This is a genomic window from Methylocaldum gracile, from assembly GCF_053646815.1.
Genome location: NZ_CM132196.1, coordinates 3,816,902 through 3,834,415, shown reverse-complemented (window position 1 = coordinate 3,834,415; position 17,514 = coordinate 3,816,902). Strand labels below are relative to the sequence as shown.

Sequence of the window (17,514 nt, the reverse complement as noted above, 5' to 3'; positions counted from 1 at the left end):
GTTGGGTCCAAGCGGGCAGGCGTGTTTGGCTCGGGAGTGACTATAAACCTACGGCTAGGCTTTACGCGAATCCACCGCCTTGCTCGAATGCCAAAAGCCGAGGCCGATTCCGTGCTGTGACTCCCGCACGATAACCACCGAATAGCGAGCCAACCTCACCAAGTTTCCATGTTCGAGCGTAAAGACCAGCCGAGCCGGTTCACCGATGAGCCGTTTCAGCGGTTTGGTAGTCTCAATGAAGACGCCTGAACGGCTTATGTTCTTCGCGACGCCACGCAATGGGGCGCTCGATGGCATGATTAGATAGGCGGAAATTCGCGAATCCAACCGCGGGGCACGCCGACGTTCCTTTTCCGAATTTGTTTTGCTTCCTAACATATGGGGCGACCGGTTGTCTTAAAAGTAGAGTCGCTCACAAACGCTGCACTATCACGGCAATTGATGAGCGGGCGATGTTTTTGTGCCTCGGATCTGGCTACCGGACGATAATACCAGGTGATCAAAGCTCATAAAATCGCTAGCCGAGCAGTTTTTCAGATTAGCTTTTCTGGCGTAATCGGCTCGTAGTCTGTAACATTTTCCGATTGGACTTTTTTTTCTAACAATACAACGTTGACCTCGTTCAGAAGGCAAAGTCAGAGTTGCACAGTTCTGTAATCACTGGATCAACGGTTCAACAAACATGCCAGAAATTCTTTCGTTTCAAGCAATCTAAAGGTCGGAATTCAATAGATGACTTGTCGCTTGCTTGTCTGCATTCGAAAAAATTAGCTGGAAGCCCTTAATCAGTGGAGGAACCTTTCCTATGTCCGCCGTGAGTCCGTCTCACCCATCGCAAAACCTTAAGAGCGTCAACGATATCGATCCCGAAGAAACCCGAGAATGGTTGGAGGCCCTGGAGGCCGTTATCGAGACTGAAGGTATCGAGCGTGCGCATTTCCTGATCGAAAGCTTGGTCGATCAGGCACGCCGCGCGGGGGCGAACCTGCCTTATAAGGCGAATACGGCGTACATCAATACCATTCCGCCCCACATGGAACCCCGCTTGCCGGGCGATGCCGGTTTGGAGCAGCGCATCCGCTCTTATATCCGCTGGAACGCGATGGCGATGGTTGTCCGAGCCAACCGTAAAACCAGCGAATACGGTGGACATATTGCCACCTTCGCTTCAGCTGCGACGCTTTACGACGTGGGTTTCAACCATTTTTTCCATGCCGCCAATGGGAACCACGGCGGGGATCTGATTTACTTTCAGGGGCACGCCGCTCCCGGCATCTACGCCCGTGCGTTTCTGGAAGGACGCCTGAACGAAGAACAGCTGGACAGTTTTCGCGCCGAAATCGGCGGCAACGGTCTTTCCTCCTATCCACATCCCTGGTTGATGCCAGATTTTTGGCAGTTTCCGACGGTATCCATGGGGCTTGGTCCGCTGATGGCGATTTATCAAGCGCGCTTCATGAAATATTTGGAGGATCGGGGGATTCTGGCGACCTCGGGCCGCAAAGTCTGGTGTTTCTGCGGCGACGGCGAAATGGATGAGCCGGAATCCATGGGAGCCATCGGGCTTGCCGGCAGGGAGAAATTGGACAATCTCATCTTTGTCATCAATTGCAATCTGCAGCGGCTCGACGGGCCAGTGCGGGGCGACGGCAAGATCATCCAGGAACTTGAGGCGGAGTTCCGCGGTGCCGGCTGGAATGTCATCAAAGTCATCTGGGGTTCCTATTGGGATCCTCTGCTGGCCAAAGACAAAGACGGCCTCTTGAAGAAGCGCATGGAAGAGGCCGTGGATGGCGAGTATCAAGCCTACAAAGCGAAAGGCGGTGCCTACACCCGCGAGCACTTCTTCGGCAAGTATCCGGAGCTGAAGGAGATGGTGGCCAATATGTCCGACGAGGACATCTGGCGCCTGAATCGTGGCGGGCACGACCCGCACAAGGTCTACGCCGCTTATCATGCGGCGGTAAACCATACCGGACAGCCGACGGTGATCCTGGCCAAGACGGTCAAGGGTTATGGCATGGGCAGCGCGGGCGAAGGGCTCATGACCACGCACCAGCAAAAGAAAATGGACGAACAGGCGATCCGCCACTTCCGGGATCGTTTCAATATTCCCATTCCCGATGACCAGCTGATGGAGTTGCCGTACTACAAGCCGCCGGAAGACAGTGCGGAGCAGCGCTACATGCACGAGCGTCGAAAGAGCCTGGGCGGATACGTGCCGCAACGGCGACGCGACGCGCCGCTTTTGCAGGTGCCGGAGCTGGATGTCTTCGAACCTCTGCTGAAGGGCACCGAAGATCGGGAAATGTCGACTACGATGGCGTTCGTGCGCATCCTGACGCTGCTGTTGCGGGATAAAAAATTGGGTAAGTACGTCGTACCCATCGTACCGGACGAGGCCCGAACTTTCGGTATGGAGGGACTTTTCCGCCAATACGGTATTTACTCTTCCGTCGGGCAATTGTACGTTCCTGCGGATGCCGGCGGAGTGATGTACTACAAGGAGGACAAATCAGGGCAGATCCTGGAAGAGGGCATTTCGGAGGCGGGCTCCATGTGCTCCTGGCTCGCGGCCGGTACGGCTTATACCAACCACAACATCCAGATGATCCCGTTCTACATCTACTACTCGATGTTCGGATATCAACGGGTGGGGGATCTGATGTGGGCCGCGGGCGATATGCAGGCGCGCGGCTTTTTGATGGGAGGAACTGCCGGACGTACAACGCTGGCGGGCGAGGGTTTGCAGCATCAGGACGGGCATAGTCACGTCAGCATGTCGGCGATCCCAAATTGCGTAGCTTACGATCCTTGCTTTTCCTACGAACTGGCCGTGATTATTCAAGACGGCCTCAGGCGGATGTATCAGGAGGGCGAGAGCATCTTCTACTACGTCACCGTCATGAATGAAAATTATACTCATCCTGACATGCCGGCCGGCGCGCGCGAAGGGATCGTCAAGGGCATGTATAAGCTCAAGGACGCCGGCGAATCGGCTCAAGCCCAAATTTTGGCCAGCGGTACGATACTCCGCGAGGCCATCGTCGCGGCGGAATTGCTGGAGCAGGACTTCGGCGTAAAAGCGAACGTTTGGAGCGTCACCAGCTTTACCGAACTGCGCCGTGACGGACTCGACAAACAGCGTTGGAATCTCCTGCATCCGGATCAGCCGCCCCGCATCAGCTACGTGGAGGATTGCCTGGCCGGAACCCAGGGGCCGATCATCGCGGCATCCGACTATATTAAAATGCTCGCCGATCAAATCCGGCCCTTTGTTCCGAGATCCTATACGGTGCTGGGTACCGACGGCTTTGGTCGCAGCGATCAACGTTCCGAATTGCGGAGATTTTTTGAGGTGGATCGGCATTACATCGCATTTACGACACTAAAAGCCTTAGTCGATGAGGGCGGCGTGGCGACTTCTACACTGACGGAAGCTATGGCCAAATACGGCATCGATCCGGAAAAGCCCAATCCAGTGAAGGTGTAAAGGAATCGCTATGGCAGTGCTAAAAGAAGTCGTAGTTCCCGATATCGGGGATTTCAAGAACGTCGAGATCATCGAAGTGCTGGTTAAGCCGGGGGATGTAATCAAGGCCGACGATTCCTTGATTACGCTGGAAAGCGATAAAGCGGCGATGGAGGTGCCTTCGCCGTTTTCCGGCGTGGTGAAAGAAATGCAGGTCAATGTCGGTGATCGGGTGAGCATGGGGTCGCCGATATTGCAGTTGGAGCTTGCTGATCGGGCCCAGCCGGAACGGGAAGAGAAAGCTCCGCCTGAGGCGGAAGCGGAAGCTGGAAAGATCGTCTCCGGCGAAGCGGCGCCCAAGCCCGTTGCCGAGCAGCCTGCGCCTTCCTCAGTAGCAGAGCCGGAAGCGAAGCCGAAGCCCGCGCCGGCCATCGCCGAACGAGCTTTAAAAGTTGTTGAAGAGCATGCGCATCCTCCTCATGCGAGCCCATCGATTCGGAAGTTCGCCCGTGAATTGGGGGCTGAGCTTCAGAAAATTCAAGGCACCGGGCCAAAAGGCCGTATTTTGAAGGAGGATGTTCAGGCATTCGTAAAAGCGAGCCTGAAGCGGGTCGAGCAAGCGATGGCTGGTGGTGTTTTCGCCATTCCGCCTCAGCCGGAAATTGATTTCGCTCAGTTCGGCACCGTCGATAGACAGCCGTTGTCCCGCATCAAGAAGCTTTCCGGCCCGAATCTGCTTCGGAGTTGGATGAGCATTCCCCATGTGACGCAACACGATGAAGCCGACATCACCGATCTCGAAGCCTTTCGCCAGTCGCTCAAGAGCGAGGCGGAAAAGCAGAATGTGAAGCTGACCTTTCTGCCATTCGTCATCAAGGCCGTAGCGGCAGCGCTCAAAGAGTTTCCGACGTTTAATTCATCCCTCGCAGCCAACGGCGAAGAGCTGATCCTTAAAAAGTACTATCACTTGGGCGTGGCGGTGGATACTCCGGAAGGCCTAGTGGTGCCCGTAGTTCGGGATGTCGATCAAAAAGGCATTTTCGACTTGGCTAGGGAATTGGCAGAACTCGGCGCGAAAGCCCGTGGCAAGAAACTGCGCAACAACGATCTCGAAGGGGCGTCGTTTACTATCTCGAGCCTCGGCGGAATCGGCGGTACGGCTTTTACGCCCATCATCAATCCGCCTCAAGTGGCAATACTTGGTTTGTCCCGAGCGCAAACCAAGCCCGTTTACCTGGACGGACAGTTCGTTCCGCGCCTGATGTTGCCATTGTCCCTGTCGTACGATCATCGCGTCATCGATGGAGCCGAGGCGGCACGATTCACGGTTTATTTGGCTGGATTGCTGGCCGAACTGCGGCGAGTCCTTTTATAGAAGCCGGGATGCTTTGAGGCTTGCCGGCAAACCGGTTCGATACAACTTGCGATGGAACGCTAATCTGCAATTTTTTCTTAATAGAAGGTATACGTTCGATGTCCGATACATCTAGTCTACATGCCGAAGTTGTCGTTTTGGGCGGCGGTCCGGGTGGTTATACCGCCGCTTTTCGAGCCGCCGACTTGGGCAGACAGGTGGTTTTGGTCGAGCGTTATCCGGTGTTGGGGGGCGTTTGTCTAAATGTCGGATGTATTCCTTCGAAAGCATTGCTGCATGCCGCCAAGGTCATTCAGGAGGCGCAGGAATCTTCAAGTTTTGGACTGAATTTCGGTTCGCCGAACGTTGATTTGGACAAGCTGCGCGACTGGAAGAACAAAGTCGTGAAGACACTTACGACGGGGCTTGCAGGCTTGGCCAAGCAGCGCAAAGTTTCCATCGTCAACGGCGTGGGCAAATTCTCTTCGGACCGAACGCTACAGGTTGAAACGGCAGATGGCACAAAGACGGTCAGTTTCGATCACGCCATCATCGCAGCCGGCTCGCAGCCGGTACAGATTCCGGGTTTCCCTCACGACGATCCGCGCATGATGGATTCCACGGACGCCTTGGAGCTCGCCGAAGTGCCCAAGCGTCTTCTGATCATCGGCGGCGGCATCATCGGCTTGGAAATGGCCACTGTTTATCATGCGCTTGGTTCGAAGATCACGGTTGTCGAACTGATGGACCAGATCATTCCGGGCTGCGATGCGGATCTGGTTAAGCCGTTGTATCAGCGCATCAAGAAACAGTACGAGAATATTTTCCTTAAGACGAAGGTAACGCGCATCGAAGCGAAGTCGGAAGGATTGCAGGTTTATTTCGAAGGCGGTGAAGGCGCCCCCGAATCAGACTTGTTCGACCGCATCCTGGTCGCCGTAGGCCGGAAGCCAAACGGAAATCTGATCGGTGCGGAGAATGCCGGCGTCAAAGTCGACGACAAAGGCTTCATTCCGGTAGACACCTGTCAGCGAACCAATGTGCCTCATATTTACGCCATCGGCGATATCGTGGGCAATCCGATGCTGGCACACAAAGCGACTCACGAGGCGAAAGTGGCGGCGGAAGTCATTTCCGGAGAGCGCTCGGCGTTTCAGGCGTTAACTATTCCCTCGGTAGCTTACACCGATCCAGAGGTGGCCTGGATGGGACTTACGGAAAATCAGGCAAAAGCTCAAGGGATTGCCTACGACAAAGCCGCATTTCCCTGGGCGGCGAGCGGGCGGGCTCTAGGCATCGATCGCAAAGAGGGCGTAACCAAGATTTTGTGCGATAAAGAGACTAAGCGGATTCTGGGGGCAGGGATCGTCGGGCCTAATGCGGGGGAGCTTATCAGCGAGGCCGTTCTGGCGCTCGAGATGGGCGCCGATATGGAAGATATCGCCTTGACTATTCACCCGCATCCGACTTTGTCGGAAACCTTTGCATTTGCCGCCGAGATGCTGGAAGGCAGTATTACGGACCTTTATATTCGAAAGTAGGCCGAATTCGCGCCGGAGGAGAGCATCCAGAGGGCGCTCTCTTATCTGCGCAACGCATTCCTTCGGCGCAAAATTTTTCAGTCGGATGACTGCGAATCGGGTTGAGGCTCGAGACGTCCTGGATCTCTGCTCCGCTTGCCTCCGTTCCATGGCGCGACTTTGAACAGTAGCAGCATGCCTGGAAGGGTGAGCGCGAAGCAAACCCAAAAGAAGCGTTCCCAGCCTAGCGCTTCGATGTGAAGCAGCGAAATGTTTCCCATCTTAATGTCCCCACCTTCGACGAGAAAGCCGGTGAATGCATTGGCCAGCGTCCGTGGCGTTGCGGCCAGGCTGGTAAACAGCGCGAACTGGGTGGCGGTGTACGCCGGATTGGTGGCGGTGGCGATGTAGGCAACGAACGCGGCCGTGCCCAATCCGACACCGAACGCCTCAGCGCCGATAACGGCAGCCAGGCCAGCCAAGGTATGGCCGGCCGTGGCAAGCCAGGCAAAGCCGAGAATCACCAGCGCCTGTAAAACGCCAAATACCCAAAGAGACCGATGTATCCCCAGAGAAATCATCCATATTCCACCTAAAATGCCGCCTGCAACGTTAGGCCAAAGTCCGGCATGCTTGGCGATCACGCCGATTTCGGTCTTGCTGTAGCCCATGTCCAAATAAAAGGGCGTGGCCAGCGCCGTTGCCATGCTATCGCCCAGCTTGTAAAAAAAGATGAATCCCAGGACCGTTAACGCGCCGCTCCAACCCTTTCGTTGAACAAATTCACGAAAAGGATCGACTAAGGCTTGACGTAGCGTCGGAGGGGCGTGGCTGGAAAACTCCGGTTCGGTTCCGATGAGCGTCAGGAGAATGCCGGGGAACATGAACAGGGCCGTGATCAAGTAGACGGCGTCCCAAGACAAATAATCAGCGAGGATCAGCGACAGAGATCCCGGTACGAGCCCGGCGATTTTGTACGCATTCACATGGATTACATTGCCAAGTCCTTGCTCTTCGTCCCTGAGAATCTCTCGCCGAAAGGCATCGATTGCAATGTCCTGGGTTGCTGAAAATAGTGCTACCGCTACCGCCAGCCAACGAATGGTCGCGATGTCTGGAACGGGAGCGAGCCAACCAAAAGCGGGAATCGAGAGCAGCAGTGCAATTTGGGTAATCAGCATCCAAGTCCGGCGTCGCCCCATTGGTAGACCGTATCGGTCACAGAGTGGCGCCCACAAAAACTTCCAGATGTAAGGAAATTGAACGAGAGCCAGCAACCCGATCTCTTTGAGGTCGACACCTCCGTCGCGTAGCCAGGCCGAAATCAGGCTGATCAGCACGAATAGAGGCAACCCCGAGGAAAACCCCGTGAGGATGCAGATCAACATCCGTCTGTTAAATAGCGCGTCACGCCAGGAAAGGGTAGTCATAATCGATGGTGAGTGGCGCATGGTCGGAAAAGCGCTCTTCCTTGTAAACATGGGCGGCGAGGATTGCTTCCCGGAGAGTGGGACTGGTCACGTGATAATCGATACGCCAACCCACGTTCTTGGCCCAAGCCTGACCGCGATTCGACCACCAGGTATACTGTTCAGGCTCCTGATTGACAACACGAAAGGCATCGACCCAGCCGTCCTCCTCGAATACGACATCCAGCCAAGCACGCTCTTCGGGCAGGAACCCGGAGTTTTTCTGGTTGGATCGCCAATTCTTGAGATCAATGGGTTTATGGGCGATATTCCAGTCGCCGCAGAAAATATAATTGCGCCCGGACTGTGCGCATTCCCGAAGATACGGCAGGAAGCGGTTCATGAAATCGAACTTCACCGCTTGCCGTTCTTCGCTGGACGATCCGGAAGGCAAGTATAGGGAAACGACGCTTAGCGGGCCGAATCGGGCCTCGAGATAACGCCCCTCGGCGTCCATGTCAGGCCAGCCAATGCCCTGAATGACTTCGTCCGGTTCCCGTCGGCTATACAATGCCACACCGCTGTAGCCCTTTTTGACAGCATCCAGGTAGTAGCACTGGTACCCTTTAGGCCAGTAGATAGGGTCTTCCAGTTGGTGTGTCTGAGCCTTGGTTTCCTGTAGGCAGACAACGTCGGCATTCTGTTTATCCATCCAGTGGAAAAAGCCTTTGCGCGCTGCTGACCGCACGCCGTTAACATTGAGGGAAACTATACGCATTATGGTTTATATCTCAGATAGGTATATAGCCGCTAGAGTGCTGTCGCCGAAAATGGAAATAAAGGCTGATGCGGGTGGGCCGATGTTCAGTTGGAAGCAGGACGATCCGCGCTAAAGAGTGCGTCCATCTTGCAGTGAAGAGCCGTTTTAAGTACCATGAAAAATTTGTCGTCCCTTTGTTCTGATTTCCTGGAGAAAGCCTCATTATGAAGCCGGATATTCATCCCGAATACAAGTCCATCGCCGTCCATTGCAGTTGCGGCAATACCTTCGAAACCAAGTCGACGCTTGGCAAAGATTTGCAGGTTGAAGTTTGCTCCGCTTGCCATCCATTCTATACAGGCAAGCAGAAGATCGTCGACACTGCCGGTCGTGTTGACAAGTTCCGACGCAAGTACGGACGGGGCTGATTTTTCAGCCTCGTTTGCGTCTTTCGAAATCGGCCTGGCCGCCCCTCGTTTAACGGCAATGAGCAAGGAATGCTCTCCGTTTTGGGCCGGTCAAAAACGGATTATCGATCAACCGATAGATATTGGTCTTTGATTGTCGTTCTCGTGAGGCTTCGGCCGAGTCTCACGGCGAAATGCCGTTAATCAGTTTCTCGACGTCCTGAAGAGAGCCGCCAGGCACCGCCTTTTCCTTTCGATTGATCCGTTGCCCCTTCAATTCCGGCGGGAGTACCGCCAATTCGACGCGGACGCCATCGACAAAAAAATCCAGCGCCGGATACGTCATGCCCCGCCTGTGTCCCAAATTCAACGAAAAGGCCCCTTCCTTAAATGGTATGCGGGCTTCAACCAATTTCTTGATGATCTCTTCGGGGCTTTCGGGATATACATACAAGATGATCGGGCTGTATTTACTGGCGCTGCCATCCAGCGCGCCACCGATCAATCGCGGCGAAAACTCTTCCAGGAAACGCATGGCCTCTAATGCGAGTTTTCGAAGACGAGCAATGTGCAGCGGCTGTGTTTCAGCCCGATAGAGTCGATGGTATTCCTCTAACGCTTGGTCGATTTCCTCGTTTCGGGGAAGGCTTCGTGAATTCGCTATCCCCAGGCGGGCGGCAGCCTTGTTTTTTGCCGGAAGATAATCGTTTACACCCTCTTCGGCGATAATCCTCGCAGCCTCCTGAGCGATCAACAGGCGTGCTTTATCTTTCGTAGACATGATGGAGATCAAAATAGCGATTCGATTGGTTTTTCGGTCGTCGTTCGAAGGGGAGGGGGCTTCGGTAATTCCGGCTCGGCCTCGTCTTCGATGACTTCAGAGGGAGGCGGTTCGCTTACGCGCGGCGCAGCATAGTAACGAGGAGCGCGCTCCGACGGGAATACCTCGAAGATAGCATTAGTGCTGCCGGGTGGAGCAAGCATTCCCGTGCCCGGATCCATCCGAGCGATGGTCAACCCGCTTGGAAGCGGAAAAGTCTGCTCGGGTAAATCTTTGAGGGCTTCCTGCATGAAATACATCCACATGGGCAGTGCGGCTTTGCCGCCAGTTTCACCTTTTCCCAAGGATTTTGATGAATCGAAGCCGACCCAAGCGATGGTCGTCAGAGAGGGAACATAACCGTTAAACCAGGCATCCCTATATTCATTCGTTGTGCCGGTTTTGCCGGCAATATCGTTACGCCCCAGTTCCATTGCACGGGTCGCGGTCCCGGTTCGTACCACGTCTTGCAGCATGGAGTTCATCATGTAATGGACCTGGGGAGATAACGTGCGAGGTGCAAAATTCGTTTGGTGATCATCGGACTCGGCACAATTCGCACATGCGATTTGCGGCGTAGCTCGGAAGATCGTTCTATCGGCTTCGGTTTCGATGCGTTCGATGAAGTACGGTTCGACGTGGAAGCCGCCATTCGCGAACACGGCATAGGCTTGCCCCATCCGGAGGGGCGTTGCAGTGCCGCTTCCTAAGGCTAGCGGGAGAGATCGTGGCAGCTCTTCGGGCTGAAAGCCGAAGCGCATGGCCATATCTATGGCCTTCTTGAGGCCGATGCTTTGAAGCAATCGAATGGATACGAGGTTTCGTGATTTGGCGAGTGCGACTCTGAGTCGCGTGGGGCCGTAAAATCGGCCCGAGTAATTCTGAGGACGCCAGAATCCGTCCGCCTGGGACGGGTCGGAAAAGACAACGGGAGCGTCATTTACGACACTCGCCGGAGTATATCCGTGGGTCAATGCTGCCGCGTAGAGTATTGGTTTAAAGCCGGAGCCGGGCTGTCTTTGCGCCTGAGTCGCTCTGTTGAACTTGCTGAGAGCAAAATCATACCCGCCGCTCAGCGCGACTACGGCACCGCTGGTCGGATCCAATGCGACCAGCGCGCCTTCAACTTCCGGAATCTGGCTAAGTTTCCAATGGTCGTTGCCGTCTTTGCGAAGCCTGATGAGATCACCGGCCTTGAGTATCTCTTTGGTGCTTTTGGGCAGAGGACCTTGTGCATTCTCGGAGATATACTTGCGTGCCCATTTAAGGCCGTCCCAGTCCAGTTCGATGCGCTGTTTGTCGCCGAGATAAATTTCTGCCGAGCTGTCTTTAACAGCTAGGACCAGCCCGGGTACCGTTTCTCCCGCTCTGGGGATGCTGGATAATCGCTCGTCCCAGTCCTTGGGGCGCTTGTCCTTCTTTAAATCTACTCGTTGCTTAGCGCCCCGAAATCCGTGACGCTCATCGTAGTCGTGCAGCGCAAGGCGCAGCGCCCTGTCTGCGGCTGCCTGCAAGCGGCTGTCGATCGTGGTGTATATCCTGTAACCGCTGGTGTAAGCGGATTCGCCATACTGCCGATACATCTCGTTGCGGATCAGCTCTGCGACATGGGGGGCATTTAACTCGACGGGGGTCGTATGGAGTTTTGCGGTGACAGGCCGGTTGATCATGTCCTGGTAAGTCTGATCATTGATGTAGCCCAGTTTCCGCATCCGCTTTAGGACATAGTTTCGCCGGCTCGCCGCCCTCTCTGGATTGGTTATCGGATTGAACGCGGAGGGAGCCTTCGGTAAACCCGCAATCGTCGCGATTTCATCCAGGTCGAGCTCGTTAATCCCTTTGCCGTAGTAGACCTGAGTCGCAGCTACGACGCCATACGCGTGGTGGCCGAAGTAGATCTTGTTCAAGTACAGCTCCAAGATCTGTTCTTTCGTCAATTCCGATTCGATTTTGATCGCCAGCACGATTTCCTTGAGTTTGCGAAAAAAGGTCTTTTCGCTGCTTAAAAAGAAATTGCGGGCCACCTGCATGGTGATCGTGCTGCCACCTTGCTTCTTCTTGCCCGTCCGAAGAAAGGAAAACGTCGCTCGCAATAAACCTTGGTAGTCCACGCCCGGATGGTCAAAAAACCGATTGTCCTCGGCCGCCAAGAAAGCCTGAATGACTTTTTCTGGCACTTCGGAAAAGCTGACCGGGCTGCGCTTCATTTCGCCGTATTGCGCGATTAGGAGGCCATCTTTGCTGTAAATGCTCATCGGAGTCTGGTACCGCGCATCCCGCAAAACTTCTATATCCGGGAGTTGCGGTTCGATGAACCGATAAAGCAAGAACGCGGCTAAGGCCAAACTCGCGAATCCGGCAAGGAGGAAAAAAAAGATTAGCTTCAAGAGGCTCACTGAACGGGAGCGCGCTTGGCGTCGACTGTTGCGGGTTCTCACTCGACAATCAAAAAGGTGTTTTCAGGCTGCGGCTACAAATAGTAGCTCCGAAGTGCACGGTTGATCGGTGTTTGGCGTGTCATGGGCAAACTTCTAATCCCTACTATACTACAGTACAGAGTCTAGCGGGCGATGAGAAACGCCATTAAGACACGGTATCGCTTGCATGAGGTCAAGGCCAGTTTAGGAAGTCATCGATGTTTTTTTTGAACCACAAGAGACCGCCGCTACTTGGCATCGATATCAGCACGGCGGCCGTAAAGCTGCTGGAACTGAGTAGAAACGGACAGAACTATCGGGTGGAAAGCTATGCTGTCGCGCCGTTGCCGTTGGACGCCGTGATCGACAAGAACATCGCTAAGGTTGAAATCATCGGCAATGTTATCAAATCGGTCATCAAGCAATCGGGCACCCGATTGAAGCACGCGGCGGTGGCGGTACCGAGTTCTTCGGTAATAACCAAGATGATCTCGATGCCCGCTTCTCTAAGCGATGACGAGTTGGAAGCGCAAATCGAACTGGAGGCGGATCAATACATTCCCTACTCACTGGACGAGGTGAGCCTGGATTTCGAGGTGCAGGGCAAAGCCGAGAAAAATCCGGACATGGTCGATGTGCTACTGGTCGCCTCTCGTAAGGAGAATGTGGAGGATCGTGTGGCGGCTCTGGAGATGGCCGGACTCAAGGCGGAAGTCGTGGATGTGGAATCGTACGCCCTGGAGAATGCGTGCAATCTTATTTTGGATCAACTGCCCGGCTACAGTTCGGATCAAACCATCGCCGTGGCTGATGTCGGGTCGACCATGACGACCCTGAATGTGATCCATAATCGCCGCATCATTTATACCCGCGAGCAGGGATTCGGCGGCAAGCAGTTGACGGAAGAAATCCAGCGTCGTTACGGGCTTTCCTATGAGGAAGCCGGTTTGGCAAAAAAACACGGCGGTCTTCCAGACAATTATCAGCTCGAAGTGCTGGAGCCGTTCAAACAAGCGATGGCGCAGCAAATCGGCCGCTCGCTGCAGTTTTTCCTGTCTTCAAGCTCGCATCGCACCGTCGACGGGCTCGTGTTGGCCGGAGGGTGCGGCTCGATCCAAGGGATCGATCGTTTCGTGGAAGGCATTCTGGGTATCCCCACTACTTCCGCCAACCCGTTTGTCACCATGTCTCTCGCGCCGCGCGTTAAACCGCAAAGTTTGAGCAATGATGCTCCGGCACTTATGACTGCTTGTGGATTGGCATTAAGGAGTTTGGACTGATGGCTCGAATCAACTTACTTCCTTGGCGTGCGGAACATCGCAAACAACGGCAAAAGGAATTCGTCGCTATTACCCTGGCCGCGTTGCTATCGACCGGGGCGATTCTGTGCTTCGTTCATTATTTCATCGGCAGCATGATCGATTATCAGAGCCAGCGTAATCAATACTTGGAGTCCGAGATCGCCCTGCTCGATCAGAAGATCAAGGAAATCGAAGAGTTGGAAACCAAGAAAAAACGGCTGATCGCCAAGATGGAAGTCATCCAGCGATTGCAAGCGAGCCGGCCCGAGATCGTCCATTTGTTCGATGAGTTGGCGCGTACCATTCCCGAAGGTGTTTATCTAACGGATTTAACCCAGTTGGATAGCAATCTGACGATGAATGGAATGGCCCAGTCCAATGCCCGAGTTTCCGCTTACATGCGGAATTTGGAGTCTTCGCCTTGGATGAGGGAGCCCCTTTTAAACATCATCGAGACCAAGCAGGAGGCTAAGGAAAGCAAAAAAGCACAGGGCAACCGCTTTACGCTTCAGGTCAAGCAGGGAGGAGATAAGGCGGACAATCAGGAAAGGAAACCGTCATGAATCTTTCCGAAATCAATTGGGACATAGAAAACGCGGGCGCGTGGCCGCTACCGATCAAGGTGGCGATTATTACCATACTATGCCTAATTCTGAGTGGCTTGGGGTACTACTTGGACACTCAGGATCAAATCGCGCAGCTCGAAACTGAAGAAAGCAAGGAACTGGAACTCAAGAACAAATTTGAGCAGCGGCAAAAAAAGGCCGCAAATCTAGAAGAATACAAGGAGCAAATGGCGGAAATCGAGAAGAGTTTCGGCGATTTGCTCAGGCAGCTACCCGATAAAACCCAGGTTCCCGAATTATTGGTCGACGTTTCTCAAACCGGCTTAGCGGCCGGATTGGAGTTCGAGCTTTTCAAACCCGGCGCCGAAATCGCCAAAGAGTTCTATGCGGAGTTACCCATAGAAATCCGCGTGATCGGCGACTATATGGAGTTCGGTGCGTTCATCAGCGGACTGGCGTCGTTACCGCGAATCGTAACGATACATAACGTGAAGATCGCAGCCCACAACAAGGATGCGGGAGCAAAGAAATCCGCAAAGGACCCATTGGTCATGAGCGCGCTGGTCAGGACTTATCGCTACCTGGACGAGGGGCCTGCTCCAGCGAATCAAGTTAAAAAGCCACAACAAAGAAAGTAGCACTATGGGTGGGCACTTGAAGTTTTTGGTACCGCCGTGCCATCCACGACTCCTCGTGTCGTGGATGCTCGCTATCGGACTAACCGGATGCGCCGGGGACGATTTGACGGATTTACAGGCCTACGTTGCAGAGGTCAAGGCACGTCAGAAAGGATCAGTCGAGCCGTTGCCGGAAGTTAAGACAGTAGAGCCATTTGTATTCAATGCGGAGGATTTGCGAAATCCTTTCGTTATCGATGAGAAGGCTCAGGAGACTGAAGAGGAAAAAATTGCGAGTAGCATCCGGCCAGATATCAATCGCCCTAAGGAGGAACTGGAATCCTACGAGCTGGATACGCTACGCATGGTCGGAACGGTCGATCGGCAAGGTTCGCTGTGGGGATTAGTGAAAGCTACCGACGGAACGATTCACCGGGTGCGCGTCGGTAATCACATGGGAAAAAACTTCGGCAAGATCGTCAACATCAAAGAAAACTTGATCGAATTGGTAGAAATCATATCCGACAGTCCCGGGGCATGGCGTGAACGTAAAGCGTCTCTTGACTTGGCGGAAGTGGGGGAGAAGAAATGAGAGCGGAAATAGGTAACCGTATCGCGTCGGCCGCACGGCAGCGATACAAAAGAATGATGGGTCTTATTCTGATCGGTTTGTCCCTGCATCTGCCCGTCAGTCAGGCGGAGGGGCTTGTACTTAAGTCCGTGGATTTTTCGATCCTGCCTGGGGATAACTTACAGCTGCTTTTGGGTTTAAGTGGGCCCGCCAGAGAGCCGAGAATCTTCCATACCGAAAATCCCGCCCGCATTGCACTGGATTTGCCCGGCGTAACGAACGGTTTGGACCAGAAATTAGTGCCGATCAATGTGGGTGGAGCTCAAAGTGTTCAAGCCGTGGAATCGTCCGGTCGTACCCGCGTGGTCATCAATTTGACCAACATGATGCCCTACACCAGCCGGCTAGACGGTGACAATATTCTTATCACACTGCAAAGCGGCACTGCACCGATTGCCGCCGCGAGCGCAGCATCGACAAAATCGCAGTTTATGGATCGGCCACTCGGCGGAAGCGATAGGCGGATTGAAAACATTGACTTTCGTCGTGGCGAAAAGGGTGAGGGACGACTTCTAGTGACGCTGAGCGATCCTAAGTCCTTGGTTGATATCCACGAAGAGGGACAAAAGGTCATTGTCAGATTTGCCGACACGGGTCTGCCTCCGCAATTGGAGCGCAGGCTCGACGTCATGGATTTCGCTACTCCTGTCCGTTCCGTCGACGCCACGACGGAAGGTGCCCATGCGAGGATGGTCGTAGCGACGGTTTCCGACGACTACGATTATTCCTCTTACCAGACCGATAACGTCCTGACGGTGGAATTTCGTCCGTTGACCAAAATGGAAAAAGAGGAAATCAAGAAAAAGAATTTCTCGTACTCGGGCGAGAAGCTGACGCTAAATTTCCAGGACATTCCGGTGCGGTCTGTTCTTCAAATTCTGGCTGATTTTACCAACCTGAATATTGTTGCCAGCGATACCGTTCAGGGGAATGTAACCCTTCGGCTCAACGATGTTCCGTGGGATCAGGCTTTGGAATTGGTCCTCAAGTCCAAGGGATTGGGGAAACGGCAAGAAGGAAACATCATCCGCGTCGCACCGTTGGAAGAAATCAATAAACAGGAGAAGGAGGAACTCGAAGCTCAGAAAGTCGTGGAAGATTTGGAGCCGCTGCGGACGGAAATCATCCAGATCAACTACACCACGGCCGAAGATATCAAGAAAGTTTTAGTCGGCACCACTGAACGGATTAGCCAATCCATGAGTCAACCGGCCGGCATCGGCGGTGCGTCGGCATCCACAGCCGTATCGACACTGGATGTGAGTCAATCGGTTTTATCCGGTCGGGGTAACGTAACCGTCGATCCGCGGACCAATCAGTTGATCGTGAAAGATACTCCGCGCAATTTGGAGCGAGTCCGCGATCTTGTTCGCCAGTTGGACAAGCCAATTCGGCAGGTACTGATCGAATCTCGGATCGTCATTGCCAGAAACGATTTTCTGAGGGATTTGGGTAGTCGGCTTCAGGTCAACAGGCTGGTTAAAGGGAGAGGCGCCGATTCCTTTTCAGATGCAGGTTCGGGATCAAGCGGCGTCATTTTCCAGCAACCGGCCGCCGGCGGGGAGAAGTCGACCAACGCCGACGTGCTGGTGGATCTCGCGGCTCAGGGCGCGGCAACCGCCGCGACTGGTGGCGCGAGCGCCCTTGGATTCACTCTCATCAAAGCGGGCGATTACTTGCTTGATCTCGAGTTATCGGCCGCACAGCGTGAGGGGCGTAGCGAAACAGTCTCCAATCCTCGGCTGATTACCTCGGACCAGACCAAGGCGGTCATCAAGCAGGGTGTCGAGATTCCTTATCAAACTACGGTTGTAGCGGGGGGAGGAGCGTCGGCCAACATCACCTTCAAGCAGGCAGTGCTTGAGCTGAATGTGACGCCGCATATCACGCCCGACGATCAAGTATTGATGGAATTGTTGATCAAGAAAGATGAACAAGGCCAGCAAACGCCAGTTGGCCCGGCAATCGATAAGCGCGAGATCGAAACGACGGCACAAGTCGCTAATGGGGAAACCGTGGTGTTGGGAGGCGTTTACGAGGGCTTGAATCGGAACAACACCGACAAAGTTCCGTTTTTCGGGGATCTACCGGGAATCGGATATATGTTCCGGAGAAATAATGTCGAAGATACAAAAAGGGAGTTGCTCGTTTTCATCACGCCGAAAGTTCTCAAGCAAGATCTCGCCCTTCGCTGATTTCTGCTGACATTGGAAACAAAGGCGCGGCCTTAAACGGCGGCG

The 17,514-nt window shown here is 54.1% G+C and carries 14 protein-coding genes; 9 read left to right on the top strand and 5 right to left on the bottom strand.

Translation table 11 applies throughout. The features are described 5' to 3' along the window. Positions 1-54: 54 nt before the first annotated feature. Positions 55-378, bottom strand: a complete 324-nt coding sequence (locus ACWJJK_RS17010; RefSeq protein ID WP_077727993.1) for a PilZ domain-containing protein — start codon at positions 376-378, stop codon at positions 55-57. Positions 379-805: 427 nt separating this feature from the next. Here ACWJJK_RS17010 and aceE point away from each other — a divergent pair, with 427 nt between their 5' ends. The 3 genes from aceE (at position 806) to lpdA (ending at position 6,367) form a co-directional block, all read left to right on the top strand. Then, positions 806-3,493 (top strand): pyruvate dehydrogenase (acetyl-transferring), homodimeric type, encoded by a 2,688-nt coding sequence (gene aceE / locus ACWJJK_RS17005; protein WP_077727994.1) that lies wholly within the window; start codon positions 806-808, stop codon positions 3,491-3,493. A 10-nt stretch (positions 3,494-3,503) separates the two neighbouring features. After that, on the top strand, positions 3,504-4,847 hold the full coding sequence (gene aceF / locus ACWJJK_RS17000) for a dihydrolipoyllysine-residue acetyltransferase (RefSeq protein ID WP_077727995.1): 1,344 nt from the start codon (positions 3,504-3,506) through the stop codon (positions 4,845-4,847). A 98-nt stretch (positions 4,848-4,945) separates the two neighbouring features. Then, positions 4,946-6,367 (top strand): dihydrolipoyl dehydrogenase, encoded by a 1,422-nt coding sequence (gene lpdA / locus ACWJJK_RS16995; RefSeq protein WP_077727996.1) that lies wholly within the window; start codon positions 4,946-4,948, stop codon positions 6,365-6,367. A gap of 77 nt (positions 6,368-6,444) precedes the next feature. On the opposite strand, the gene ACWJJK_RS16990 is transcribed toward lpdA, so the two are convergent. Next, positions 6,445-7,734 carry an AmpG family muropeptide MFS transporter gene (locus ACWJJK_RS16990; protein ID WP_205780982.1) on the bottom strand — a complete coding sequence of 430 codons (1,290 nt, stop codon included), beginning with the start codon at positions 7,732-7,734 and terminating at the stop codon, positions 6,445-6,447. A gap of 19 nt (positions 7,735-7,753) precedes the next feature. Further along, positions 7,754-8,533, bottom strand: coding sequence for an exodeoxyribonuclease III (locus ACWJJK_RS16985; RefSeq protein ID WP_086133580.1), 780 nt, complete (start codon positions 8,531-8,533; stop codon positions 7,754-7,756). A 206-nt stretch (positions 8,534-8,739) separates the two neighbouring features. Here ACWJJK_RS16985 and rpmE point away from each other — a divergent pair, with 206 nt between their 5' ends. Next, positions 8,740-8,943 (top strand): 50S ribosomal protein L31, encoded by a 204-nt coding sequence (gene rpmE, locus ACWJJK_RS16980; protein ID WP_077727999.1) that lies wholly within the window; start codon positions 8,740-8,742, stop codon positions 8,941-8,943. 163 nt (positions 8,944-9,106) lie between these two features. Here rpmE and ACWJJK_RS16975 read toward each other — a convergent pair whose 3' ends face one another. Then, positions 9,107-9,703 (bottom strand): hypothetical protein, encoded by a 597-nt coding sequence (locus tag ACWJJK_RS16975; protein WP_139841026.1) that lies wholly within the window; start codon positions 9,701-9,703, stop codon positions 9,107-9,109. 8 nt (positions 9,704-9,711) lie between these two features. Next, positions 9,712-12,138 carry a penicillin-binding protein 1A gene (locus ACWJJK_RS16970; RefSeq protein WP_454129050.1) on the bottom strand — a complete coding sequence of 809 codons (2,427 nt, stop codon included), beginning with the start codon at positions 12,136-12,138 and terminating at the stop codon, positions 9,712-9,714. A gap of 239 nt (positions 12,139-12,377) precedes the next feature. On the opposite strand from ACWJJK_RS16970, the gene ACWJJK_RS16965 reads away from it, so the two are divergent. From ACWJJK_RS16965 to pilQ, 5 genes are all read left to right on the top strand, one after another. Further along, positions 12,378-13,439, top strand: a complete 1,062-nt coding sequence (locus ACWJJK_RS16965; protein WP_077728001.1) for a pilus assembly protein PilM — start codon at positions 12,378-12,380, stop codon at positions 13,437-13,439. Then, positions 13,439-14,023: a PilN domain-containing protein gene (locus tag ACWJJK_RS16960; RefSeq protein WP_077728002.1), complete on the top strand. Its 585-nt coding sequence runs from the start codon at positions 13,439-13,441 to the stop codon at positions 14,021-14,023. The genes ACWJJK_RS16965 and ACWJJK_RS16960 overlap by 1 nt, the downstream gene beginning before the upstream one ends. Further along, positions 14,020-14,664 (top strand): type IV pilus inner membrane component PilO, encoded by a 645-nt coding sequence (gene pilO, locus ACWJJK_RS16955; RefSeq protein ID WP_077728003.1) that lies wholly within the window; start codon positions 14,020-14,022, stop codon positions 14,662-14,664. The genes ACWJJK_RS16960 and pilO overlap by 4 nt, the downstream gene beginning before the upstream one ends. Positions 14,665-14,767: 103 nt before the next feature. Then, the gene (locus ACWJJK_RS16950) at positions 14,768-15,235 is read left to right on the top strand and encodes a pilus assembly protein PilP (protein WP_240502357.1); all 468 of its coding nucleotides are present in this window, start codon (positions 14,768-14,770) and stop codon (positions 15,233-15,235) included. A 77-nt stretch (positions 15,236-15,312) separates the two neighbouring features. Continuing rightward, the gene (pilQ, locus tag ACWJJK_RS16945) at positions 15,313-17,469 is read left to right on the top strand and encodes a type IV pilus secretin PilQ (RefSeq protein ID WP_454128310.1); all 2,157 of its coding nucleotides are present in this window, start codon (positions 15,313-15,315) and stop codon (positions 17,467-17,469) included. Positions 17,470-17,514 lie beyond the last annotated feature (45 nt).